This is a genomic window from Streptomyces sp. CAI-85 (genome assembly GCF_013363615.1).
Classification (GTDB): Bacteria; Actinomycetota; Actinomycetes; order Streptomycetales; family Streptomycetaceae; genus Streptomyces; species Streptomyces antibioticus_B.
The window spans coordinates 126,965-149,119 of record NZ_JAANNX010000014.1 but is presented as its reverse complement, the minus strand read 5'-3'; the positions used below and the strand labels follow the sequence as shown (position 1 = coordinate 149,119).

Below are 22,155 nucleotides of genomic sequence, written 5' to 3'. Positions count from 1 at the left end.
CCCCCGTCCCGGTTTTCCGGGGTGGGGGCACCGTCGTATCGTGACAGGTACGGATGTTCGAGTCGCGGTAACGGGGAGCGGGGCACGGCGATGGCTCAACGGGATGACGAGGAGCGGGAGTTCGACCTCCGCTGGGCGGACGGGGCCGAGCACAAGGAGCCGTCCGCGCGGGCCCGCATGCTGGCCGCCCGCTGGAAGGAGAACCCGCCGCAGCCGGTGCCGTTCCGCGGTGACCCCGGGCCGTCCGCGCCCCGCAGATCGTCCTGGCTGTCGACGACGATCGTGCTCGGTGTGGTGGCGGCGGTGATCCTGCTGCTGGGTTATGTGCGGTTCCGGGCGCCGTACTAGGCCGTACTAATACGTCGCTCATGCCTGGCCTCGCCTCTACGATCACGGCATGGACATCGGGGGCGGGGAAGCCGCGGCGGTACGGCTGGCCAGGGGGAATCTGCTGCGGGACGTGGTGGACGGTGACGATCCGGAGGCATGGATCGCGCTGGACGCCGGAGTGCGGCAGGGCAGTTGGGGGGGGCGGCCTGGGAGCTGACCGTCGACGGGCCGGACGTGGCAGAGCTGGTGCGTGGCGGTCGGCCGCTCACCGAGGAGCAGCTCGCGCTCGCCCTGTGCCACCGGGACGGCCGGATCCGGGGCGCCGCGCTCGCGCGGGTCGGCGCGTTTCCCGAACTGCTGCCGCTGGTCGTCGTGCGCTGCACGGACTGGGTGCCCCAGGTGCGCGAGGAAGCCCGGCGTCTGCTGGCGGAGACGCTCGACGCCCGGACCGTCGTAGGGCTGATGCCGCTGATCCTGCGGGTCGGGCGGCGGGAGCGGGGTGACTTCGTCACCGGGCTGGCCCGGGCGCTGCTGCGGGCCGCCCCGGACGGGACCCTCGCGCCGCTGTACACGCACCCCCACCGCGCCGTGCGGCGTTTCGCCCACCGGCTCGCCGTCGAGGAGGGGCTCCTCTCCGCCGCCGAGCTGGCCCGTGCCGCCGCCCGGGACGCCGACGCGGTTGTGCAGTCCCTGTGCGCGGACGCCGCCCTGGCCGCGACGGCCGACGGCGTCGGCGACGACGTACTCGAACCGCTGCTCGGCGCGCGGGGGCCCCGCGCCCGGTCGGCCGGTGTCACCGAGCTGCGGCGGGCCGGGCGCGCCGAGCGGGCGGCGGGGTTCCTGCCCGACCGGTCGGGCATGGTGCGGGCCTGCGCCCGGTACGTCGTACGGCAGCTCGGCGGGGATCCGCGGGCCTGGTACCGGGAGCGGTGCGCGGACCCGGCCGATCCCTCGCTGCCGCCGGGGGCCGTGCTCGGGCTGGCCGAGTGCGGGGAGCGGGCGGACGCCGTGACGTTGTGGCCGCTGCTCGGGCACCCGGCGGCCGGGGTCCGGGCGCGGGCGGTGGCCGGGCTGCGTGTCCTGGACACGGTCGACGTGACACGGCTGTGGCCGCTGCTCGACGACCCGTCGCCCTCGGTGGTGCGCGAGGTCACCGCCGCGCTGCTGCCGTCGGCGGAACGGCTGCCCGCGGACCGGCTGCTCGCCCGGCTCGGCGCCGGGCGGCCCCCGGCGGTGCGGACGGCCGCGCTGCGGCTGCTGGACGCGTACGGCGGGGTGCCGGGGCTGCGGGCCGCCGTCACGCTGCTGGACGATCCGGACGTACGGCTGGCCGAGCGGGCCGAGCGTTCCGTGCGTGGCTGGCGTCCGACGGTGACCGTGCCCGGCGGCGATCCGGAGGTGACCGCGCTGCTGACACGGGCGGCGGACCACCTCGGCGAGGCCGCGCTGCGCCCGCTGCTGTGGGAGGCGGGGGCGCGGGGCTGAGCGGGCCCCCGGGACGGTCTTTGCTGGGACCGGGGGCGCTCTGGGGCCGTTCATGGGGCGGGGGCGGTGCACACTGGCAGTGGGGCCCAGGTCTCGGTGTGGGGTGATGCAGATGCGGAGTCGATTTCGGAGCGACCGGCAGTTGACCGTGCGGATGACGGTCACGATGTTTCTGCTGGGGCTGCTGTACGTGGCGTTCGTCGTCGCGTTGATCGTATTGCTGAAGTCATGGGTGCTGGTCGTCGTGGTCGTGGCGGGGATGCTGGGCGCCCAGTTCTGGTTCTCGGACCGGATCGCGCTGTTCGCGATGCGCGGGCGGGTCGTGGAGCGGGAGGAGTATCCCGAGCTGCACTCCGTGGTGGACCGGCTCAGCGCGATGGCGGACATGCCGAAGCCGGTGGTGGCCGTGTCGGAGATGGACATGCCGAACGCGTTCGCGACCGGGCGCAACGCCGACAACGCCGTGGTGTGCGTGACCACCGGCCTGCTACGGCGGCTGGAACCGGCCGAGCTGGAGGGCGTCCTCGCGCACGAGATGGCGCACGTGGCGCACAAGGACGTCGCGGTGATCACGATCGCGTCGTTCCTCGGGGTGATCGCCGGGCTGATCGTCCGGTTCGCCTTCTACTCGCAGCTCTTCGGCGGCGGGCGCCGGGACCAGAACACCGCGGTGGTCTTCGCGGCCGTGATGGGTGTGTCGGCGGCCGTGTACGCGATCAGCTTCCTGCTGATCCGGGCCCTGTCCCGGTACCGGGAGCTGGCCGCGGACCGGGCGGCCGCACTGCTCACCGGACGGCCCTCGGTGCTCGCCTCCGCGCTGACGAAGGTCTCCGGGGACATCGCCAGGATCCCCACCAAGGATCTGAGGACGGCCCAGGCGTTCAACGCCTTCTACTTCACCCCGGCGCTGGGCGCCGAGCCCGGTCTCGCCCGGCTCTTCTCCACCCACCCGAGCCTTCAGCAGCGCCTCGACCAGCTCGGCAGGATCTCGGCCGAGCTGGGCCGGGCCGCCGAGCCCGGGAAGGCGGGCTGATCATGGGGCTGCTGGACATCCTGCTCGGCCGGACGAAACCGGTCGCGCCCGATCTGGACCGGCTGTTCGCACTCCCCTCGGCGGCGGTGACGCTGGAGGCGGCGACCGGGTTCACCCCGACCGGGCGGGGCGCCGTCTGCTTCGCGACCGTGGAGGGCGCCGCGTTCGAGCAGACGCACCACGAGGTCCAGGCGCTCCTGGACGCCGACACCGACCGCACCGGTCCCCCGGTGCGGCTGCTGCGCGACGAGCACGGCTACTCCTGGCTGGTCTCGCACCGCTCCCCCGACGAGCTGTCCCTGCTGGTCAACGATCTGCACGCGGTGAACAGCGCGATGGAGGTCAACGGCTTCGGACCCCAACTGCTGTGCTCGCTCGCCGGGTTCGCCGACGCCGACGGCCGTGACGCCGACGGCCGTGACACCGGCGGCCGTCCGCTGGCGCTGGTGTACCTCTACAAGCGCGGCACGTTCTATCCGTTCGCGCCGCTGCCCGGGCAGGAGCAGCGGCGCGACAACGCGCTCGAACTCCAGGTGAAGGCGGTCCTGGAGGACGATCTTCGCCTGGAGCCCGATCTGAGCCGGTGGTTCCCGGTGTGGGGCGCGCCCGGCCTGTGAGACCCGGGGTGCGTCCTGGCGGGTCCTACAGACCGCGCTCGCGGCGGTAGCGGCGTTCCCACTTCGCCTGCTGGTCACGGCGGTCGCGGTACGCCTTGTACGACGTCGGCGCGGCGCCGGCGGCGGTCGCGGTGCCGGTGCCGGTGCCCTTGGTGGCGGTGCCGGTGCCCGTGCCCGTGGTGGACGGGCCGCGTCCGTGGCGCACGTACAGGTGGAGCAGGGCCACGGCGGCGAGCCAGTAGAGGGGGTTTCCGAATCCCAGGAGGACCAGGACCACGGTCCCGGTCAAGACGATGGTGCCCATGACATCGAGGGTAGGGACATCGTCACGCAGGGTGCATCCGCTTTTCGGCGCCGGGGCCGGCCGCGGGTGTCAGACGTCGGGCGACGCCGTGACCACCCCCGCCGCTACCGCCGCCCTCAGGGTGCCGTGGTCGGCGGCGTTCTGGTCGGCGTAGGCGAGGGCGAACTCGGCGACGGCCCGGTCGAAGGTGTCCGCGCGCCCGAGGTACCCGGCGAGGGCGAACCGGTCGCCGGAGCGGGCGTGCGCGCGGGCCAGGGCGGTGCCGCACAGCCGGGCGTAGGCGCGCAGGTCGGCGGGGTCCATGCCGTCGACGTCCGCCGCGCCCTGGACGTCCCGGAGCTGGCGCCAGTAGTAGGCGCGCCCCTGCGGCCCGGTCGTCCAGCCCAGGAAGATGTCCCCGGCCGCCTGGAGCAGACGCTGGCCCGCGACGACCCGGTGCCCGGGGTGGGTGTATGGGCCGGTCGGCAGATGCTCCTCCAGGACGGACGTACGGGCCTCCTTGAGCTGGAGGAACAGCGGGTCGTCGGCGTCGCGCCCGGCGAGCAGGACGACGAAGCAGCGCAGGCCGACACTGCCGACGCCGACGACCTTGCGGGCCGCGTCGACGAACCGGTAGCGGTCGAGGAGCAGCCGGCGTTCTTCGGGGAGGGTGGAGCGGTAGTCGCTGAAGATCTTGCGCAGCGCGGCGCTGTCGGAGGCTCCGGCGGCCTGGAGGAGCGGCGGGTCCTGGATGATGCGGTGCCGTCCGTCGACGACCTCCGCGAGCTTGCCGAGCGCCGGGAGGCTGGTGCGGCGGCGGGCCCGGGCGAGGCTCGCCCCGGTGCGGTGCCGGCGGTGCGCGGAGCGGAGCAGCGGGAGCAGGCGTTCGGCGTCGACGCTGTCGTACCAGACCGCCAGTTCGCCGAGCCCCGCGAGTCTGCGGATGGCGGTGCGGTAGGCGGTGACGGCCTCCAGGGCGGCGCGGCGCACCTTGGGTTCCGGGTGGCCGTTCGCGCGGGCGGCTACGGCGACGGAGACGGCGAGCCGTTTGACGTCCCACTCGAAGGGGCCGGGGAAGGTCTCGTCGAAGTTGGTGAGGTCGAAGTGCGGGGTGCGGCGGGTGGTGGAGTGCGCGCCGTAGAGGCCGAAGTTGAGCAGGTGGGCGTCGCCGCAGAGCTGCACGGTCAGCCCGGTGTGCGGGCGGGCGGCCAGGTCGGCGGCCATCACGGCGGCGGAGCCGCGCAGGAAGGCGGACGGCGACGAGGTCATCCGGCCGTACCGGACGGGCAGCAGCTCGGACAGCCGGTCGCGCCCCTGCCGCTCCAGTACGGCGACGGGGTCGGGCCGGTCGACGGACGGCAGCCAGCGTCCGTGCCCGGAGCGGGGCATGCGCCCACGCGCGTCCCGGCCTCGCCGGGCCCGCTCCGCGGGGGTGGTCATCGGGGGTGCCCCTGCACGCGGCGTGCCTGCGTGTGCCGTGCTCGCGTGCGTCGTCCCCGCACGAGTCGTTGCTGTACGAGTCGTTGCTGCACGTGTCCTCCCTCCGTCGCACCGCCTCCTGTTGGCAGTGAAGTGCGCCCGGGGGGTGGTGTGCATGCCGGATACGGCGAACGGGTGACGCGGACGGTCCGCGGGCGGTCCCGTTGTCAGTGGCGTCGGGGAATATCGGAAGGGAGCGCGGGCGAAGGCAGGCAGGGGACGGCGGGTGGAGGCCGGGATGGGTGACACGGTGCGGTACATCGGCGGGGACGAGCGGCGGGCGCGGCTGGGGCTGCGGCACCGGCTGGCCCCGGCGGCGCGGGCCGGGACGCCCGAGGAGGTGGCGGACGCGCTGGTCGCGCTGCACGGCAGCGACCCGGCGGCGGTGTATCTGGCGGTGGGGGCCCGGCTGACGGACGCGGCGGGCACCGTCGCGGAGACCGACCGCGCGCTGTACGGGGACCGCACGCTGGTGCGGATGCACGGCATGCGGCACACCGTCTTCGCGTTCCCGGCCGGGCTGACGGCGGTGGTGCACGCCTCGACCGGGCTGACCGTCGCCGCGCGCGAGCGGGCCTCGCTGGTCAAGGACATGGCGAAGGCGGGCGCGCCGGACGCGGTGTGGCTCAAGGAAACGGAGGAGAGCGCGCTGGCGGCGCTGGGCCGGCTGGGCCAGGCCACGGCGTCCGAGCTGGCGGAGGCGGAGCCGCGGCTGCGGGAGCGGTTCGTGTACGCGGCCGGGAAGCCGTACGAGGGGGTCCACACCGTGGGGACGCGGCTGCTGCGGGTGCTGGGCGTGGAGGGGAAGGTGGTCCGGGGGCGCCCGCTGGGTTCCTGGACGTCGAGCCAGTTCCGCTGGGCCCTGGCCCCGGAGCATCCCGAACTGCCCCCGGCCGAGGCCCAGTCGGAGCTGCTGCGCCGCTGGCTCGCGGCGTGCGGACCGGCCACGGAGGCGGACCTCAAGTGGTGGACGGGGTGGCGGGTCACGGACGTACGGCGGGCGCTGGCGGCGATCGGGGCGCGGGCCGTGTCGCTGGACGAGGGCACGGGGTACGTCCTCGCGGAGGACGCCGATCCGGTGACGGGCCCTCAGGAGCCGTGGGCCGCGCTGCTGCCGGCGCTCGATCCGACGGCGATGGGCTGGCAGGGCCGTGACTGGTATCTGGACCCGGAGCTGCGGCCGGCCCTGTTCGACTACAGCGGCAACATCGGCCCGACGGTGTGGTGGGACGGCCGCATCGTCGGCGGCTGGGCACAGCGCCCGGACGGCGAGATCGTCTGGCGGATCCTGACGGGGGCGGGGACCGGCGGTGCGAACGGCGTCGGCCGGGACGCGGAGGCGGCGATCACGGCGGAGGCGGAACGCCTGACGGCGTGGCTCGGGACGACCCGGGTGACACCACGGTTCCGGACACCGGTGGAGAAGGAGTTGGGCCGGTGAGGTGAGGGTCGGCCAGGCACCCTGGGCCGCACCGCCGGAAGCGGGCCGCACCGCCGGAAGCGGGCCGCACCGCCGGAAGCGGGCCGCACCGCCGGAAGCGGGCCGCACCGCCGGAAGCGGGCCGCACCGCCGGAAGCGGGCCGCACCGCCGGAAGCGGGCCGCACCGCCGGACGGCGCCCCCTGGCGGGGCGGCCGTCCGGCGGGGCGGGTCAGCGGGAGTACCGCATCAGGGCCCGCACCATGTGGCACGTCGTGTCCGACGGCGGGTGGATGCCGATCAGTTCCGCCGTGCTGCGGATCTTCTCGTTGCGGGCCTGGTCGGGCAGGTAGACGCCCAGGTCGAGCAGGGCGATCGCGAGCCGCATCGCCTTGAGGCGGCGGTTGTGCGTGGCGTACCACTCACGCGGCCGGCCGGGCGGCAGCGGCCGCTTGGCGACGGGCACGTACGGCAGGTCGAGCTGGACGGGGTGGTTCGCGGTGGACTGGGTCGGCAGCGGCTTCGAACGGAGTGCGGCAGCGGGCACGGGCATCCTCCTGTCGCGGTCAAGGTCCCGGTCCGGAACGTCCGGCGGAACCCTCGAACACTGCTTCTATTCTACCGTCCCCCACTGACAAAAGCCCCTGGCCACAAGGGCATTCGGCGCCTTCGGACGCTACCGTGGGGCGCATGGAGATCTGGATCAACCCCGCCTGTTCCAAGTGCCGCAGCGCCCTCACCCTTCTCGACGCGGAGGGGGCCGACTACACGGTCCGGCGCTATCTGGAGGACGTGCCGAGCGAGGACGAGATCAGGGCCGTGCTCGGCCGGCTCGGGCTGGAGCCGTGGGACATCACCCGCACCGGCGAGGCCGACGCCAAGGAACTGGGGCTCAAGGAGTGGGCGCGGGACGCCGGTTCGCGCGACCGGTGGATCGCCGCGCTCGCCGCGCACCCCAAGCTCATCCAGCGTCCGATCATCACCGCGGACGACGGCACGGCGGTCGTCGCCCGCACCGACGAGGCCGTACGGGACGCGTTGTCGCGGTAGCCGACCGTCATTCACCGTGGCCAACGGCCTTTCTCCGGCGCCGAGTTGCCGTGTGACGCACGCCACCACAGCCGACTTGTGTGTCCGCTGAGTAACTCGGTTCGGTATCTCGTACATACCGGCGTACGCTCCCTACCGCTCAGGAGGCGCGGATGTCGCGCAGGAGAACCCTCAGCACCAAGAAGAAGCTCGCCCTGCTGGTGAGTGCCGCGACGGTGGCGGGAGGCGGCGCGTTTGTCATGGCGACCACCTCGAACGCCGCGCAGCCGGCGCAGACGGCCGCCGAGTCGAGCGTCTGTCAGGGGCTGGCCACCGCCCTCGGCAACAACGAGAAGTTCATCGAGGGCCAGCGGGCCGCTCCGGACGCCCAGTCGGAGGCGCGGATCGCCAACCGCGAGGCCGTCATCGCGCAGATCAAGGTCCAGCAGAAGGCGTCCGGGTGCGTCGTTGGGGAGTCGGCTCAGGGCTCCCAGGCGGCACAGCCGGAGGCCCCCGCGGGCAACGGCGGCAACGGCGCGGGGGCCGGCAACGCCGGTAACGGCGCCGGTGAGGCCGGTGCGGGCAACGCCGGTGCCGGTGACGCAGGCAACGACGCGGGTGCCGGGAACGCCGGCAACGGTGGCGGTGCCGCCGCCGGCCAGCAGGTCTGCAACGGCTCGACCGTCACGCTCTCCGGCGAGGGCGGCGCCCCGGCGGCCTCCAGCAACCAGTTCCCGGCGGGGACGAAGCTGAAGGTCACCAACCTGGACAACAACAAGTCCACGACCGTCGAGGTGACCTCGGTGTCGGGCAGTTGCGTGCTGCTCAACAACGCCGCCTTCGAGCAGGTCCGCGAGCCCGGCAAGTTCCTGATCCGCCGGGCCGTGATCGAGAAGGTGGGGTGATCGCCGGCCCCGGCGGCCGACGAGAACGATGAGAACAGGGTCCCGCCGCTCGCGGCCACGAGCGGCGGGGCCCGCATGTGCGGGGCGGACACGCTGTCTCGAACCCGGCGGACCACAGCACGACAGGACCGCACAGCCGGGGTCGAGGAGGAACAGACGGCGTGCCCGCCCCGCACCGCTCCCCCGAGGCCCGGGGTCCGAGGTCCGGGCCCCGTATTCCCATCGCATACGAGCCGTCGGCCGCGCCGAGTGTGCTCGCGCGAACGGTGAAGGACCGGCCCCGCCGGTGCCTCCCGGCACCCCTCACACGGTGACGCGCACCACAGAACCACCAGGTAACACGGGGTTCACATTCGAGCAATGACCGGGAAATCGCCTGTTGGCAGTCTGCCGGGCAGACAAGGCGGCGCCCCAGTGCCGCAGCGCCGCAGCACCCGCAAGTGCGTCAGAGACACCCCGAAGGAAGTGGCCCGTGACCTTCAAGGCTGAGTACATCTGGATCGACGGCACCCAGCCGACCGCCAAGCTCCGCTCCAAGACCAAGATCATCACGGGTGAGCCCGTCGGTCTGGACGCGCTGCCGATCTGGGGCTTCGACGGGTCCTCCACGAACCAGGCCGAGGGCCACTCCTCGGACCGTGTCCTCAAGCCGGTCTTCACCTGCCCCGACCCGATCCGCGGCGGCGACGACATCCTCGTCCTGTGCGAGGTCCTCGACATCGACATGACGCCGCACGAGTCCAACACCCGCGCCGCGCTGGCCGAGGTCGAGGCGCGCTACGGCGCCCAGGAGCCGATCTTCGGCATCGAGCAGGAGTACACCTTCTTCCAGGACGGCTACCCGCTGGGCTTCCCCAAGGGCGGCTTCCCGGCCCCGCAGGGCGGCTACTACTGCGGTGTCGGCGCCGACGAGATCTTCGGCCGTGAGGTCGTCGAGGCCCACCTGGAGAACTGCCTGACCGCCGGTCTCGGCATCTCCGGCATCAACGCCGAGGTCATGCCCGGCCAGTGGGAGTTCCAGGTCGGCCCGCTCGCCCCGCTGGAGGTCTCCGACCAGCTCTGGGTGGCCCGCTGGCTGCTCTACCGCACGGCCGAGGAGTTCGGCGTCTCCGCCACTCTCGACCCCAAGCCGGTCAAGGGCGACTGGAACGGCGCCGGCGCGCACACCAACTTCTCCACCAAGGCGATGCGCGAGGGCTACGACGCGATCATCACCGCCGCCGAGTCGCTCGGTGAAGGCTCCAAGCCGCTCGACCACGTCAAGAACTACGGCGCCGGCATCGACGACCGTCTGACGGGCCTGCACGAGACCGCCCCGTGGAACGAGTACTCCTACGGCGTCTCCGACCGCGGTGCCTCGGTCCGTATCCCGTGGCAGGTCGAGAAGGACGGCAAGGGCTACATCGAGGACCGCCGCCCCAACGCCAACGTCGACCCGTACGTGGTCACCCGCCTCCTGGTCGACACCTGCTGCGCCGCCCTGGAGAAGGCCGGCCAGGTCTGACCCGCTCCACACCTCCCCAGGGGGCGTCCGCCGAATCGGCGGGCGCCCCTTCGGCGTTCCTCCGCAAGGATTCGTCCAAGCTGTGAGAGGAGGGTCCTGTCACGGGCGGGTGTCTGCTTCAATAAGGGTATGGCCAGCTTCCAGAAGGACACCGCGACGGGTCGCCACGACCTCGAGCCGTTCTGGCCTTCCCGTCAGCACCACGATTTCGACCGGGTGTGTTGCCGCGTGAGGAACGCGCGGGCCCTCTAAAGCCGTACACCCCGGCCTTCGGCCAGCGCGCACGACGTACGTCCCTCGGCGAGCCCGACCACGAATCGCGGCCGTCGTCCTCTCCGACGAACTTTCTCGCGCGAAAGAGCTGACCTCTCATGGCGACCACCCGTTCTCTCTCCTCCGCTCCCCTGGCATCCGCCCCCGCCCCGACCGCTCCCGCCCGGCACCGACTGCGTGCCGTCGACCGGGACGAGGTCGTGGACGTCGCGGACTTCCTGCCGCCGGGCGCCACCTGGCTGCCCGCACCGCAGCACACCCTGCCCACCCTGCCCGGCCAGCCGCCGATGATCGGCTACCTGGTGCTGGTCCCCGCCGACCAGCAGCCGCCGTTCCTGCCGGTGGCCGTGCCGGACCGGCCCGGCACGGGCGCGGCCGACCCGCTGGTGCGGATCGACACCGTGCAGCGCACCGCCGCCGTCGACGGCCGTGAACTCGACCTGACCTACCTGGAGTTCGAGCTGCTCGCGCATCTGGTGGCGCACCCCAACCGGGTGCACACCCGCGACCAGCTCGTGACCACCGTGTGGGGCTACGGCCATGTCGGCGACGGCCGTACGGTCGACGTCCATGTCGCCCGGCTGCGCCGCAAGCTGGGCGCGGAGCACCGCCGGACGATCCAGACGGTCCGCCGGGTCGGCTACAAGTACACCCCGCCGACCGGGCGCTGACCCCCAGGACGGCCCCCGGCTCTGCCCTGGGCAGAGCACGGTTCCCTTCCGCGGCCCGGCCGGGCAGAGTCACCGGCATGAGACTTCTGGTGCTGGGCGGTACGGAGTTCGTGGGACGGGCCGTCGTCGAGGCGGCCCTCGGGCGTGGCTGGGACGTCACGGTCCTCAACCGGGGACGGCACGCACCCGTCCCCGGAACCCGGACCCTGATCGGCGACCGGACCGCGCCCGAGGGCATCGACCTGCCTCCGGGGGCCGAGTGGGACGCGGTCGTGGACACCTGGTCGTCCGCGCCCCGCGCGGTGCACGAGGCGGCGCGGCTGCTGCGGGGCCGCGCCCGCCGGTACGTGTACGTGTCGAGCTGCTCGGTGTACGCCTGGGCCCCGCCCGCCGGGTACACCGAGGACGCGCCCCTGGTCGAGGGCGCGGCGCCGGACGCCGACGCGACCGACTACGCCCGCGACAAGCGGGGCGGCGAACTGGCCGCCGTCGACGTGTTCGGCGCGGAGCACTCCGTGCTCGTACGGGCCGGGCTGATCCTCGGCCCGTACGAGAACGTCGGCCGGCTGCCCTGGTGGCTGAACCGGATCGCCCGCGGCGGCCCGGTGCTCGCCCCCGGCCCGCGCGACCTGCCCCTCCAGTACATCGACGCCCGTGACCTCGCCGAGTGGATCCTCGGCGCGGTGGAGCGCGAGGTGAGCGGGCCGTTCAATCTGATCAGCCCCCAAGGGCACGCCACCATGGGCGAGTTGCTGGAGGCGTGCGTGCGGGCCACCGGCGCGGACACGGCCGCCGGGGCCGAACTGCGCTGGACCGAGCCGAAGATCGTCCTGGACGCGGGCATCGAGCCGTGGACCCAGCTCCCGGCCTGGGTGCCGCCGGGCAGCGATCTGCACGACGCGCTGCACTCGGCCGACGTGTCGCGGGCCGTGGCGGCGGGGCTGTCCTGCCGTCCGGTCGAGGAGACCGTCGCCGACACCTGGCGCTGGCTGGAGTCCCTCGGCGGGGTCGCCCCGCAGCGCCCGGACCGTACGGTCAAGGGGCTGGACCCGCAGGTGGAGGCGCGGGTGCTGGCCGCCACCCACGGCGTCGGCGGCGGGTCCGGGGGTGTATCTGACACCACCCCCTGACCGGGGGGTTCGGGCCAGTGCCCGGCCGCCGCCGGTCGGCCAGACTGACGGCATGAACACCGAGACGACCGACACGACCGGGCCGGGGACCATCGAGGACGGCGGCGGTTCACGGACCCGGGCCGTCGTGCTCGCCGCCGTACGGGGGCTGGTGCTGGCGCTGGTCGTCCTGCCGTTCGCCGTACTGGGCCTCGTACTGACCCTGCTCTCCCTGGCGTTGATCCCGCTCGGGATCGGGCTCGTCACCACCCCGGCCGTGCTCGCCCTGGTGCGCACCCTCGCCGCCACCCGCCGGCGGCTCGCCGAGGAGTGGTGCGGGGTGCGGATACCGGTGGTGTACCGGCCTCCGACGCCGGGCGCCCGGCCCTGGAGGCGCACCGTCGAGCTGCTCCGCGACCCGCAGACCTGGCGGGACGTGCGCTGGCTGCCGGTGGACATGACGGCGGGGTTCGTGACCGCGCTGCTGCCGGCCGTGCTGCTGCTCTACCCGGTGGAGGGGTTCGCGGTGGCGGCCGGGCTGTGGCGGGAACTGGCCGGCGACGGGACGTACTGGTACGGCTTCGTGCCGGTCAGCGACCAGCCGACCGCGCTGGGCGCCGGTGCGACCGCCGCGGTGCTGCTGGTCGCCGCCTACCGGCTCACCCCGGCGCTGCTGCTCCTCCACTTCCGCCTCACCCGCGCCCTGTTGGCCTCGCCCGAAGGTGAACTCGCCGAGCGCGTACGGGTACTGACGGAGACGCGGCGGGACGCCGTGGACACCTCGGCCGCCGAACTGCGCCGTATCGAAAGGGATCTGCACGACGGTGCGCAGGCCCGGCTGGTGGCGATGGGCATGGATCTCGGCACGGTCGAGGCGCTGGTCGACAAGGACCCGGAGCGCGCCAAGCTGCTGCTCGCGCAGACCCGCCGGGCCTCCGCCGAGGCGCTCGCCGAACTGCGGGACCTGGTGCGCGGGATCCACCCCCCGGTGCTGGCCGAACGCGGCCTGGGCGACGCGGTCCGGGCGCTGGCGCTGCGGCTGCCGGTGCCGGCCGAGGTCGCGGTGGATCTGCCGGGCCGGGCCGAGGCCCCCGTGGAGTCGGCCGCCTACTTCGCGGTGAGCGAGATCCTCACCAACGCGGTCAAGCACTCCGGCGCCGGCCGGATCTGGGCCGATCTGCACCACACGGACGGGCTGCTGCGGATCTCGGTCACCGACGACGGCCGGGGCGGCGCGGCGGTCGGGGCCGGCTCGGGGCTGGCCGGGATCGAACGGCGGCTGGGTACATTCGACGGCGTCCTGGCCGTCAGCTCCCCGGTGGGCGGCCCCACCATGGTGACCATGGAGATTCCTTGCGTGTTGTCCTAGCCGAAGACCTGTTCCTGCTGCGGGACGGGCTGGTGCGGCTCCTGGAGGCGTACGACTTCGAGATCGCCGCCGCCGTGGAGAGCGGGCCCGAGCTGGAGCGGGCGCTCGCCGAACTGGAGCCGGACGTCGCCGTGGTGGACGTCCGGCTCCCGCCCACGCACACCGACGAGGGCCTCCAGTGCGCGCTGAAGGCCCGCCGCGCCCGGCCCGGCCTGCCGGTGCTGGTCCTCTCCCAGCACGTCGAGCAGTTGTACGCACGGGAGTTGCTGGCCGACGGCAGCGGCGGCGTCGGCTATCTGCTGAAGGACCGGGTGTTCGACGCGGAGCAGTTCGTGGACGCCGTACGGCGGGTCGCGGCGGGCGGGACGGCGATGGACCCCCAGGTGATCCAGCAGTTGCTGGCGCGGCGCTCCGGCGACGAACAGAGCCCTGTGAGCCGCCTCACACCGCGGGAGCGGGAGGTGCTCGAACTGATGGCGCAAGGCCGGTCGAACACCGCGATCGCCGGCAAACTGGTCGTCACCGAGCGGGCCGTCGCCAAACACACCGCGAATATTTTCGTGAAGCTGGGTTTGGAGGTCTCCGACGACGACAACCGCAGGGTACTGGCGGTGCTGGCCTATCTGGACCGCGATCGGTGACCGCCCCAACTCACGTGAAGTGTGGGGATGTTGGGGTTGTTTTGTCGTACGGGTCTCTCATCAATTCCTGAGTCCGCTGAACGCCTGTGACGCGACGTACGTATGGGAGGGGGCAGCTTCACTCCTGTCGGGCGCCTCGATGCTGCCCCGCAAGGAAGTCAGAGGAGTTCCATGGGACGCAACACACGTAAACGCCGTTCGTCGATGGCCACCAAGGCCGTGGCAGCATCGGCGGCCCTAGCGCTCGGTGGGGGCGGGCTGATCTGGGCGAACTTCTACGCCTCGGCGCACGAGTCGAGGTCGGGACAGAACGCGACGAAGGCCGCCTCGGCGGGCTGGGTCGCCACCATCTCCTGCCCGGACGTGGGGCAGAAGCTGACCAATGTGCCGAGGCAGGCCCGCGACGAGGTCGGGGGTGAACTGGCCAATCTCGACAGCCAGATCACCGAGGCGTACCAGCGTCTCGCCACCACCCGGGACGCCCAGGCCAGGGATGCGAGCTTCGTCCAGAACAGCATCCTCGTGCCGCTCCAGCAGCGGCGGAAGGTCATCTTCGACCGCATCAGGCTGGAGGTCGGCCGGGCCGGTGGCACCACGCCCCAGAACCTGGACTCCCTGATCAACTGCACCGCCACCCCGGCCAACCAGACCAACGCGGGCGGCCAGAACAACAACAACGGCGGCCAGCAGAACAACGGCGGTCAGCAGAACAACAATGGCGGCCAGAACAACGGTGGCCAGCAGAACAACAACGGCGGCCAGCAGCAGAACGGCGGCCAGCAGGGCGGCGGCCAGAACAACGGCGGTCAGAACAACGGCGGCCAGCAGGGCGGCGGCGGTCAGGGCGGCAACGGCCCCGTAGCGGCGGACTTCGTGGACATCACCAAGGTCCAGGGCAATGCCCAGCTCGGCGTCGGCGCCAACGGTCTCGCGGCCAACGGCAACGGCGGTTCGCGCGGCACCTTCACCACGAAGTGCGGCACCAACGGCAACGACAACCACAACACGGACAACGTGATCGTGGCCCCCGGTGTCACCAACGGTGCCCACCACCTGCACGACTACGTCGGCAACCAGAACAACGACGCGTTCGCCAGCGACCAGGAGCTGGCCGGGGCCCAGACCTCGTGCCAGAACCAGGGCGACAAGTCGTCGTACTTCTGGCCGGTGCTGCGTCTCCAGAACGGCACGCAGGACTTCGACCAGAACAACGACGGCGGCGGCAAGGAGGGCAACGTCGGCAAGATCCTCCAGCCGGCGCAGGCCCAGCTCAAGTTCGTCGGCAACAAGCGCGGCCCCGTCGTCGCGATGCCGACCGCGCTGCGCATCATCACCGGTGACGCCAAGGCGTTCGTCAACGGCAACGCCAACGCCAACGTGAACTGGAGCTGCACCGGCTTCGAGAACAAGGTGCAGCTCAAGGACAAGTACCCGATCTGCCCGCGCGGCAGCCAGGTGGTGCGCACGACCAACTTCCAGAGCTGCTGGGACGGTCAGAACATCGACAGCGCCAACCACCGTACGCACGTGGCGTTCGTCCAGGCGGACGGCACCTGCGCCAACGGCTTCAAGGCGATCCCCCAGCTCCAGGTCCGGCTGGTCTACAACGTCCCGGCCCCCAGGATCCAGAACGGCACGGTCGTGAACCCCTACGCGGTCGACTCGTTCCCGGAGAACCTGCACAAGCCGATCACCGACCACAACGACTTCATCAACTTCTTCTCCACGAACACGATGAACAAGCTGGTCAACTGCATCAACTCCGGCAGGCGCTGCCAGTGACGGCCTGACCGGCCCCACGAAAGGAGGCCGGCGGTGAGGATTCCTCACCGCCGGCCTCTTCGTCGTCAAGACACCGTGGAGACCCCGGGGGGGCCGCTCAGTGCCCCGAGTGCGTGGCGCCCCCGGCCGAGCCGCCCGCCCCGTGTCCCGAGTGGTCGATGCCCTCCTCGATGTCGCCGCCGAGCGTCTCGCGCAGCGCCGTCACCGTGCTGGTCTCGCCGACGGCCACCCACTTGCGGCCGACCAGGTAGTGGCCGCCGTAGTCCTTGGCGCCGTTGATCCACTCGCGCTGGCCGCGGTCGGTGGCGAAGGTCGCCAGGATGAACTTGCCGTCCGCGTTCTTGCAGATGGCCTGGCGGATCTCGTCCGCGTCGGTCTGCATGTTCGGGGTGCACTTCACCTCGGCGGCCAGGTGCTCCAGGCTGCCGGTCGCCGTCTCGGGCACCGCTTTCTGCTTCGAACCCCCGTCGGAGCCGCCGCAACCGGTCAGCGCCAGCGCCGCCACGGCGGCCGCCGCCACGAGCATCGGTCGGGTCACCTTCATCTGTCCTCCCTGCGAGAGCCTCGTCCTGGATACGGCTCCCGGGCGCGGTCCGCTCAAAATACCGGTGCCCCCGCCCGCGCACCCGTGCGAAGGTGGCCCGGTGAACGACGACTGGGAAGACCGCGTGACCGCCGCCTGGGCGAGCTACGAGACGTATCCGCGGGAGCGGGCGGCCGACTTCCGGGCCGTCGTCGACGCGCTCGTCGCCGAACTCCCGCCGGACAGCCCGCTGGGCCCCTTCGAGCGGGCCTGCGCCTGGGACTCCACCGGCCACTCCGACCGGGCCGTCCCGCTGTACCGGGAGGCCCTGGACCGGGGCCTCGCCGGGTACCGGGGCCGGCGGGCGCGGATCCAGCTCGCCAGCTCGCTGCGCAACACCGGCCGGGCCGAGGAGGGCGTCGCCCTGCTCACCCCGGAGCTGGACGGCCCGTCCGACGAACTCGACGACGCCGTACGCGCCGTCCTGGCGCTGTGCCTGTCCAGCCTGGGCCGGGACCGCGAGGGGCTGGCGCTGGTGCTCGGCGCGCTGGCGCCGCATCTGCCGCGCTATCAGCGGTCGATGGCCAACTACGCCCGCGCGCTGACCCACCCGGCGGGGTGATTCACCCGGCCGGCGGGTGACCATCCACCGTCCGGCTCGTTGCGCTGGACGTGCAGCCACAGGATGTCGCCCAGCGCCCGCGCCCCGCCCACGGTCCCGCCGCCGGCCGGATCGTCGACGTCGAGCAGGCCGAGGCCGCGCTCGTCGAGCACTACCCGCGCCTCGTCCGCCTCGCCTACCTGGTGCTTCCGCCCGGGCTCGGCCGGGGCCGCCGCGTCCTGACCGCACACGCCCTCGCCCAGCGCGCCCTGCCCCGCGGCCGCGCCTCCGCCCCGGTCATCCCGGCCCAGTCCACCGGCCGCGACGGCGACCCCGGGTACGCCTACGTCCGTCTCCAGGTGGTCCGTTCGGCGCTGGAGGCGGGCCGCCCGCTGCGGCCCACGGCCTGGCCCAAGCGGGCCCAACTGCCGCCGCTGCTCCCCCAGGTGTGGGGTCTGCGGCTGTTCCCGCGGCCGGGCGGCGCCGAGGAACTCGCCCTGGACCAGCGCCTGTCCGCCCTGGCCGGACCGGCCCGGGCCGCCTATGTGCTGCGCGGCCTGGAGAAGCTGTCCGACGGCGAGATCCGCAAGGTGCTGACCGAGGCCGGCGTCAAGAACGCCGGCGCCGCGCTGAACGAGGCCGATTCGGTCCCGGCCGCCCGGTATCCGCTCCTCGACTCCCCCGAGTTCGACGCCTGCACGCTCCAGGCCCGGCCCACCGATCTGATGCGCCGCCGCCGGCACATCAGGGCCGCGCTCGCCGCCGCGGCCGCGCTCGCCGTGTGCGGCGCCCTGGTCGCGCTGCCCGGCGACGGCTGGGGTCCCGACGGCGCGGCGGCCCCGGCGTACGCGCAGAACCCGGCCGCCGAGGCCGCGCTGGACCCCGCCCGGCTGATCAAGGTCTCGCCCTCCGCCTGGAAGACCTCCGCCCGGCTCGACTTCTCCGTCTGGCCCGCCCGCGGCGCCCTCACCCGCGACAGCGCGCTGCTGCGCCGCGCCCTCGCCGTCTGGGCCCGTCCGGGCGGGACGGTCCGGGTCTCCGCGACCCCCGACACCCCGTCCGGCGGCCCCGCGGGCCCGCCCCATCTGCTGTACGCGGGCGAGGTCGACACCGCGCGCGTGGTGATCCTCTACGACGGTCTGCGCATCGCCCGCTACGCCGAGCCGAAGGACGGCACGGCCGGGGCGGCGCTGGACTTCGCCCGGGTCGACGGCGCGACCCGCGCCGAGTCGGGGGCGCTGGTCCTGGGCCGGGCCGACGGCAACGTCCGCTATCTCACCGCGCCCTGGGTCACCTCGGCCGGTGAGCGGGACCTGTCCAAGCCGGGCGCCGGGGTGATGGACCTGACGCTGACCGACGGCATCACCTCGCCGCTGGCCAGCCCCGCCACCCGCACCGGCACCTGCACGACGTGGAACGTCCTCCAGGTCACCGACGCCGACGGCAGCCAGCTCCTGACCGACCTCGGGGAACTCGTCCCGGCCCGGCTCACCACCGGCAAGCCGTCCTCCACGAAGCGCGCGACGGGCGCCGAGGCGCTGAACACCTGGGCGCCGTTCGCCTGTTCGCTGGCCGATGTGCGCGGGCAGGGCGTGCGGACGGTCAACGCCTGGGCGTACGCGCGGCAGTCGCTGCCCGACGGCAGCGGGGCGGCCTCCTGGGTGTGCACCCGGGCGGAGACCTGGCGGGGCGACGGCAGCAGGGTGCTGGCCCAGTTCCGTACGCCGGGCGGGCTGTTCGGGGCGGCCGTGGCGAAGGCCGGGGACGTGCCGGCCTGCGGTCCGCGCGCTCCGCATGTGCTCGCCGGGGTGCTGTGGAAGTCGCAGGGCGGCACCTGGTACCTGCTGGCCGCCGGTGACCGCGGGACCCGGTCGGTGCGGGCGAGCGGCGGGGTGAGCGGCTCGGCGGACGGCAGTCTGCTGACCGTGAAGGCCGAGCAGGGCGCCGAGGCGAGCCTGAAGGGGACCCTGGCGGACGGTACCGAGATCGACGGTCTCGGCTGATCCGTGCACAGGGCTTCACCACGGGCTTACCCATCAGTACATTGACAGCATGTCTAACAAGCAGGACCGGATACCGCTCAAGGCCCGCAAGGTGTCCTTCTCCTGGGACGGCACCCCGCTGCACTGGGTCCCCGGTGATCCGTTCACCACGCACACCATCAACGTGCTGCATCTGCTGCTGCCGGCCGGCGAGCGCTGGTTCGTGCACGTCTACCGGCAGGTGCTGCCGTTCGTCCGGGACGAGCGGCTGCGCGAGGACGTCATCGGGTTCATCGGCCAGGAGGCCATGCACTCCCAGGCCCATGACGAGGTGCTACCGCACCTCAAGGAGCAGGGGCTCGATCCGACGCCGTACACCGCGCAGGTCGACTGGCTCTTCGAGAAGCTGCTCGGTGACCGCACGCTGCCGCCGGGGCGGGCGCGGCGCTGGTGGCTGAAGGAGCGGGTGGCGCTGATCGCGGCCATCGAGCACTACACCGCCTTCCTGGGCGACTGGGTGCTCAACGCCGGTGAGCTGGACCGCCGGGGCGCCGATCCGACCATGCTGGACCTGCTGCGCTGGCACGGCGCGGAGGAGGTCGAGCACCGCTCGGTCGCCTTCGACCTGTTCATGCATCTCGACGGCGACTACCGGCGCCGGGTGCGCACCTGGGCCGTCGCGTTCGGGGCGCTGCTCTTCCTGTGGCAGCGCGGGGCGCGCTTCTTCATGGCGAACGACCCCACGCTGGTCGACGGCAAGGCGCGCTTCCGTGACTTCTACCTCCGGGGCCGGCGGGGCACGCTGCCCGCGACCGGCGCGCTGCTGAAGTCCGTCCCGCGCTATCTGAGCCGGGACTACCACCCCTCGCAGGAGGGTTCCACGGAGCAGGCGGTGGCGTATCTGGCGTCCTCGCCCGCCGCGCTGGCCGCCGAGGTGGCCGAGAAGGAGGCCCGGTGATGCCGAAGCCGATGACCGTGGTGGCCGTCGCCGGTGCGGCCTGGCTGGTGCGGCGGGCGCTGCGGCGCCGGATCGAGGGCTCGCCGCTGTGGCCGCTGCCGGCGCTGGAGGAGCCGGTGTCCGGGCGGCCCCGTTCGCGGGCGCTGCGGCTGCGGGTGGCGGCGCGCGAGACGCCGGCCGACGGGGTCGTACGGCTGCGGCTCGAAGGGCGGGATCTGCCGCGCTGGGAGCCAGGGGCGCACATCGACGTGGTGCTGCCGTCGGGGCTGGTGCGGCAGTACTCGCTGTGCGGGGATCCGGCGGACTCCGGGTCGTACACGATCGCGGCCCGGCTGGTGGCGGACGGGCGGGGCGGTTCGCGGGAGGTGCACGAGGAGGTGCGGGAGGGCACGGAGGTCGAGGTGCGCGGACCGCGGAACCGGTTCCCGCTGGTCGCCGCGCCGTCGTATCTGTTCGTCGCGGGCGGCATCGGGATCACGCCGATCCTGCCGATGCTGCGGGCGCTGCCCGAGGGCGCCGACTGGCGGCTGGTGTACGCCGGGCGGACGCGCGCCTCGATGCCGTTCCTGGCGGAGGTCGAGGCGCTCGGCGGGGAGCGGGTGACCGTGGTGGAGGGGCGGCCGGACTCCGGCGCGCTGCCTGGGGAGCTGCCCGAGGGGACGGCGGTGTACTGCTGCGGTCCCGAGGGGCTGATGGCGGCGGTGGCCGAGCGGTTCCCGGCCGTGCGGATCGAGCGGTTCGGGGCGCGGGCGGCGGCCGGTGGCGCCTTCGAGGTCGAACTGCGGCGTACCGGGCGGGTGGTGACGGTCCCGGCGGACTCGTCGGTGCTGTCGGCGGTCCGTGCCGAGCTGCCGGGCACCCTCTACTCCTGCGAGCAGGGTTTCTGCGGGACCTGTCAGCAGCGGGTCATCGAGGGCGAAGTGGACCACCGCGACGAGCTGTTGACGGACGACGAACGGGCCGACTCGATGCTCATCTGTGTGTCGCGGGCACACACCGAGCGGCTGGTGCTCGACATGTGAACGCCCCTGGCCGGTCCGGGCCGATCGCGGCCTGAATCGATCGGTAAGGTGTTCGTATGACAACCGGGGTTCGCCGCAGAATGGGAGTCGAGGAGCGGCGGCAGCAGTTGATCGGCGTCGCCCTCGAACTGTTCGCCCAGCGCTCGCCCGACGAGGTCTCCATCGACGAGATAGCGGCGGCCGCCGGTATCTCGCGGCCCCTCGTCTACCACTACTTCCCCGGCAAGATCAGCCTGTACGAGGCCGCGTTGAAACGCGCCTCGGAGGACCTCGCGAGCCGGTTCGTGGAGCCGCACGAAGGGCCGCTGGGCGCCCGGCTGCTGCGGGTTATGAGCCGCTACTTCGACTTCGTCGAGGGGCACGGCCCCGGCTTCTCCGCGCTGATGCGCGGCGGGCCGGCCGTCTCGGTCGGCGGGGTCGACTCGATGAGCCATGTCTCGACCACCAACGCCCTCATCGACTCGGTGCGTCAGGCCGCCTACGAGCAGATCCTGTCCCACCTCGGGATCGCCGACCCGCCGGCCCGGCTCGATCTGGTGGTGCGCTCGTGGATCTCGCTCGCCGAGTCGACGGCGCTGATCTGGCTGGACGGGCGGCGCATCCCGCGCGAGGAGCTGGAGGCGCAGCTCGTGCGGGACTTCGCCGCGCTGATGGCGGTGAGCGCCGCCTACGACACCGAGACCCGGGCGCTGCTGCGGCCCGTGCTCGACGGTGAGCCGGCCGGCGGGCCGTTCGGGGACCTGGCGGCCCGGCTCATCGCGCTGGTGTCCTGATCAGCGCTCGAACTTGCGGTAGGACGGGTCGAGATCACGGATCTCGGCGGAGGCGTGCAGCACGGTCCCGTCGTCCTCCACCTGTGTGCGCAGCAGTTCCAGGACGGCGTCGACGAGCTTCTCCTTGGTCTCGTCGCTGCGGCCGGCGAGCAGTCCGACGGTGACGTGCACGATCGCGTGCCGGCCCTCCTCGGGGTCCTCGTAGCCGTACGCCGTGAGGTCGGCCGCGCGGAACAGGGTCTTGCAGGCTTCCGGCTTGGCGGCCGCGATCTCGACGACGGCGGTGTGCAGCGCCCGTGCGAAGGCGACCCGGTCGAGGGCGGCGCCCAGCCCGGCCGAGTGGTCGACGGTGATCTGCGGCATGGGG

At 73.1% G+C, this 22,155-nt stretch carries 24 protein-coding genes; 19 read left to right on the top strand and 5 right to left on the bottom strand.

Going from position 1 to position 22,155, the window contains the following annotated elements:
* The first annotated feature begins 90 nt into the window (after nucleotides 1–90).
* The 5 genes from G6W55_RS18720 (at nucleotide 91) to G6W55_RS18700 (ending at nucleotide 3,465) form a co-directional block, all read left to right on the top strand.
* Nucleotides 91–348: a hypothetical protein gene (locus G6W55_RS18720; RefSeq protein WP_175521993.1), complete on the top strand. Its 258-nt coding sequence runs from the start codon at nucleotides 91–93 to the stop codon at nucleotides 346–348.
* Between the two features lie 49 nt (nucleotides 349–397).
* Nucleotides 398–547 (top strand): hypothetical protein, encoded by a 150-nt coding sequence (locus G6W55_RS18715; protein WP_175521992.1) that lies wholly within the window; start codon nucleotides 398–400, stop codon nucleotides 545–547.
* 17 nt (nucleotides 548–564) lie between these two features.
* Nucleotides 565–1,815, top strand: a complete 1,251-nt coding sequence (locus tag G6W55_RS18710; RefSeq protein ID WP_175521991.1) for a hypothetical protein — start codon at nucleotides 565–567, stop codon at nucleotides 1,813–1,815.
* Between the two features lie 112 nt (nucleotides 1,816–1,927).
* Complete coding sequence (gene htpX / locus G6W55_RS18705; RefSeq protein WP_175521990.1) at nucleotides 1,928–2,848, top strand: zinc metalloprotease HtpX; 921 nt, start codon at nucleotides 1,928–1,930, stop codon at nucleotides 2,846–2,848.
* A gap of 2 nt (nucleotides 2,849–2,850) precedes the next feature.
* Nucleotides 2,851–3,465 (top strand): hypothetical protein, encoded by a 615-nt coding sequence (locus G6W55_RS18700; RefSeq protein ID WP_175521989.1) that lies wholly within the window; start codon nucleotides 2,851–2,853, stop codon nucleotides 3,463–3,465.
* Between the two features lie 25 nt (nucleotides 3,466–3,490).
* Here G6W55_RS18700 and G6W55_RS18695 read toward each other — a convergent pair whose 3' ends face one another.
* The gene (locus G6W55_RS18695) at nucleotides 3,491–3,769 is read right to left on the bottom strand and encodes a hypothetical protein (RefSeq protein ID WP_175521988.1); all 279 of its coding nucleotides are present in this window, start codon (nucleotides 3,767–3,769) and stop codon (nucleotides 3,491–3,493) included.
* Nucleotides 3,770–3,838: 69 nt separating this feature from the next.
* The gene (locus tag G6W55_RS18690) at nucleotides 3,839–5,188 is read right to left on the bottom strand and encodes a DUF2252 domain-containing protein (RefSeq protein WP_175521987.1); all 1,350 of its coding nucleotides are present in this window, start codon (nucleotides 5,186–5,188) and stop codon (nucleotides 3,839–3,841) included.
* A gap of 277 nt (nucleotides 5,189–5,465) precedes the next feature.
* On the opposite strand from G6W55_RS18690, the gene G6W55_RS18685 reads away from it, so the two are divergent.
* Nucleotides 5,466–6,668, top strand: coding sequence for a winged helix DNA-binding domain-containing protein (locus G6W55_RS18685; protein WP_175521986.1), 1,203 nt, complete (start codon nucleotides 5,466–5,468; stop codon nucleotides 6,666–6,668).
* A gap of 210 nt (nucleotides 6,669–6,878) precedes the next feature.
* On the opposite strand, the gene G6W55_RS18680 is transcribed toward G6W55_RS18685, so the two are convergent.
* A complete protein-coding gene (locus G6W55_RS18680) occupies nucleotides 6,879–7,193 on the bottom strand; it encodes a hypothetical protein (protein ID WP_078636907.1) in 315 nt (104 codons plus the stop codon).
* A gap of 143 nt (nucleotides 7,194–7,336) precedes the next feature.
* On the opposite strand from G6W55_RS18680, the gene G6W55_RS18675 reads away from it, so the two are divergent.
* From G6W55_RS18675 to G6W55_RS18640, 8 genes are all read left to right on the top strand, one after another.
* Nucleotides 7,337–7,696, top strand: a complete 360-nt coding sequence (locus tag G6W55_RS18675) for an arsenate reductase family protein (RefSeq protein WP_175521985.1) — start codon at nucleotides 7,337–7,339, stop codon at nucleotides 7,694–7,696.
* 152 nt (nucleotides 7,697–7,848) lie between these two features.
* Nucleotides 7,849–8,580, top strand: coding sequence for a hypothetical protein (locus G6W55_RS18670; protein WP_175521984.1), 732 nt, complete (start codon nucleotides 7,849–7,851; stop codon nucleotides 8,578–8,580).
* Nucleotides 8,581–9,052: 472 nt separating this feature from the next.
* On the top strand, nucleotides 9,053–10,084 hold the full coding sequence (gene glnII, locus G6W55_RS18665) for a glutamine synthetase (protein WP_175521983.1): 1,032 nt from the start codon (nucleotides 9,053–9,055) through the stop codon (nucleotides 10,082–10,084).
* Nucleotides 10,085–10,455: 371 nt separating this feature from the next.
* Nucleotides 10,456–11,028, top strand: a complete 573-nt coding sequence (locus G6W55_RS18660; RefSeq protein WP_175521982.1) for a winged helix-turn-helix domain-containing protein — start codon at nucleotides 10,456–10,458, stop codon at nucleotides 11,026–11,028.
* Nucleotides 11,029–11,105: 77 nt separating this feature from the next.
* Nucleotides 11,106–12,158 (top strand): NAD-dependent epimerase/dehydratase family protein, encoded by a 1,053-nt coding sequence (locus G6W55_RS18655; protein WP_175521981.1) that lies wholly within the window; start codon nucleotides 11,106–11,108, stop codon nucleotides 12,156–12,158.
* A 52-nt stretch (nucleotides 12,159–12,210) separates the two neighbouring features.
* Complete coding sequence (locus G6W55_RS18650; protein WP_175521980.1) at nucleotides 12,211–13,506, top strand: sensor histidine kinase; 1,296 nt, start codon at nucleotides 12,211–12,213, stop codon at nucleotides 13,504–13,506.
* Nucleotides 13,491–14,147: a response regulator transcription factor gene (locus G6W55_RS18645; protein WP_030794386.1), complete on the top strand. Its 657-nt coding sequence runs from the start codon at nucleotides 13,491–13,493 to the stop codon at nucleotides 14,145–14,147. The genes G6W55_RS18650 and G6W55_RS18645 overlap by 16 nt, the downstream gene beginning before the upstream one ends.
* Nucleotides 14,148–14,318: 171 nt before the next feature.
* Nucleotides 14,319–15,929, top strand: coding sequence for a DUF1996 domain-containing protein (locus G6W55_RS18640; protein WP_175521979.1), 1,611 nt, complete (start codon nucleotides 14,319–14,321; stop codon nucleotides 15,927–15,929).
* A gap of 97 nt (nucleotides 15,930–16,026) precedes the next feature.
* Here the strand turns inward: G6W55_RS18640 and G6W55_RS18635 are convergent, their stop codons facing one another.
* Complete coding sequence (locus tag G6W55_RS18635) at nucleotides 16,027–16,473, bottom strand: hypothetical protein (RefSeq protein ID WP_175521978.1); 447 nt, start codon at nucleotides 16,471–16,473, stop codon at nucleotides 16,027–16,029.
* A 100-nt stretch (nucleotides 16,474–16,573) separates the two neighbouring features.
* On the opposite strand from G6W55_RS18635, the gene G6W55_RS18630 reads away from it, so the two are divergent.
* From G6W55_RS18630 to G6W55_RS18610, 5 genes are read left to right on the top strand one after another with little or no spacing between them, the layout of a single operon-like run.
* On the top strand, nucleotides 16,574–17,074 hold the full coding sequence (locus G6W55_RS18630; protein WP_175521977.1) for a tetratricopeptide repeat protein: 501 nt from the start codon (nucleotides 16,574–16,576) through the stop codon (nucleotides 17,072–17,074).
* A 50-nt stretch (nucleotides 17,075–17,124) separates the two neighbouring features.
* Complete coding sequence (locus tag G6W55_RS18625; protein WP_175521976.1) at nucleotides 17,125–19,056, top strand: hypothetical protein; 1,932 nt, start codon at nucleotides 17,125–17,127, stop codon at nucleotides 19,054–19,056.
* A gap of 49 nt (nucleotides 19,057–19,105) precedes the next feature.
* Nucleotides 19,106–19,993 carry a metal-dependent hydrolase gene (locus G6W55_RS18620; protein WP_175521975.1) on the top strand — a complete coding sequence of 296 codons (888 nt, stop codon included), beginning with the start codon at nucleotides 19,106–19,108 and terminating at the stop codon, nucleotides 19,991–19,993.
* Nucleotides 19,993–21,015: a PDR/VanB family oxidoreductase gene (locus G6W55_RS18615; RefSeq protein WP_175521974.1), complete on the top strand. Its 1,023-nt coding sequence runs from the start codon at nucleotides 19,993–19,995 to the stop codon at nucleotides 21,013–21,015. The genes G6W55_RS18620 and G6W55_RS18615 overlap by 1 nt, the downstream gene beginning before the upstream one ends.
* 56 nt (nucleotides 21,016–21,071) lie before the next feature.
* A complete protein-coding gene (locus tag G6W55_RS18610) occupies nucleotides 21,072–21,788 on the top strand; it encodes a TetR/AcrR family transcriptional regulator (protein WP_175521973.1) in 717 nt (238 codons plus the stop codon).
* On the opposite strand, the gene G6W55_RS18605 is transcribed toward G6W55_RS18610, so the two are convergent.
* Nucleotides 21,789–22,151, bottom strand: a complete 363-nt coding sequence (locus G6W55_RS18605; protein ID WP_175521972.1) for a 5-carboxymethyl-2-hydroxymuconate Delta-isomerase — start codon at nucleotides 22,149–22,151, stop codon at nucleotides 21,789–21,791.
* Between the last annotated feature and the right edge of the window lie 4 nt (nucleotides 22,152–22,155).

What these genes read in the sequence shown, in the direction of transcription:
- G6W55_RS18720 (WP_175521993.1), top strand. Translation starts at nt 91, where the DNA reads ATGGCTCAACGGGATGACGAGGAGCGGGAGTTCGACCTCCGCTGGGCG.
- G6W55_RS18675 (WP_175521985.1), top strand. Translation starts at nt 7,337, where the DNA reads ATGGAGATCTGGATCAACCCCGCCTGTTCCAAGTGCCGCAGCGCCCTC.
- G6W55_RS18655 (WP_175521981.1), top strand. Translation starts at nt 11,106, where the DNA reads ATGAGACTTCTGGTGCTGGGCGGTACGGAGTTCGTGGGACGGGCCGTC.
- G6W55_RS18695 (WP_175521988.1), bottom strand. Translation starts at nt 3,769, where the DNA reads ATGGGCACCATCGTCTTGACCGGGACCGTGGTCCTGGTCCTCCTGGGA.
- G6W55_RS18640 (WP_175521979.1), top strand. Translation starts at nt 14,319, where the DNA reads ATGGGACGCAACACACGTAAACGCCGTTCGTCGATGGCCACCAAGGCC.
- G6W55_RS18700 (WP_175521989.1), top strand. Translation starts at nt 2,851, where the DNA reads ATGGGGCTGCTGGACATCCTGCTCGGCCGGACGAAACCGGTCGCGCCC.
- G6W55_RS18685 (WP_175521986.1), top strand. Translation starts at nt 5,466, where the DNA reads ATGGGTGACACGGTGCGGTACATCGGCGGGGACGAGCGGCGGGCGCGG.
- G6W55_RS18620 (WP_175521975.1), top strand. Translation starts at nt 19,106, where the DNA reads ATGTCTAACAAGCAGGACCGGATACCGCTCAAGGCCCGCAAGGTGTCC.
- G6W55_RS18610 (WP_175521973.1), top strand. Translation starts at nt 21,072, where the DNA reads ATGACAACCGGGGTTCGCCGCAGAATGGGAGTCGAGGAGCGGCGGCAG.
- G6W55_RS18615 (WP_175521974.1), top strand. Translation starts at nt 19,993, where the DNA reads ATGCCGAAGCCGATGACCGTGGTGGCCGTCGCCGGTGCGGCCTGGCTG.
- htpX (WP_175521990.1), top strand. Translation starts at nt 1,928, where the DNA reads ATGCGGAGTCGATTTCGGAGCGACCGGCAGTTGACCGTGCGGATGACG.
- G6W55_RS18650 (WP_175521980.1), top strand. Translation starts at nt 12,211, where the DNA reads ATGAACACCGAGACGACCGACACGACCGGGCCGGGGACCATCGAGGAC.
- G6W55_RS18635 (WP_175521978.1), bottom strand. Translation starts at nt 16,473, where the DNA reads ATGAAGGTGACCCGACCGATGCTCGTGGCGGCGGCCGCCGTGGCGGCG.
- G6W55_RS18660 (WP_175521982.1), top strand. Translation starts at nt 10,456, where the DNA reads ATGGCGACCACCCGTTCTCTCTCCTCCGCTCCCCTGGCATCCGCCCCC.
- G6W55_RS18670 (WP_175521984.1), top strand. Translation starts at nt 7,849, where the DNA reads ATGTCGCGCAGGAGAACCCTCAGCACCAAGAAGAAGCTCGCCCTGCTG.
- G6W55_RS18690 (WP_175521987.1), bottom strand. Translation starts at nt 5,188, where the DNA reads ATGACCACCCCCGCGGAGCGGGCCCGGCGAGGCCGGGACGCGCGTGGG.
- G6W55_RS18715 (WP_175521992.1), top strand. Translation starts at nt 398, where the DNA reads ATGGACATCGGGGGCGGGGAAGCCGCGGCGGTACGGCTGGCCAGGGGG.
- G6W55_RS18605 (WP_175521972.1), bottom strand. Translation starts at nt 22,151, where the DNA reads ATGCCGCAGATCACCGTCGACCACTCGGCCGGGCTGGGCGCCGCCCTC.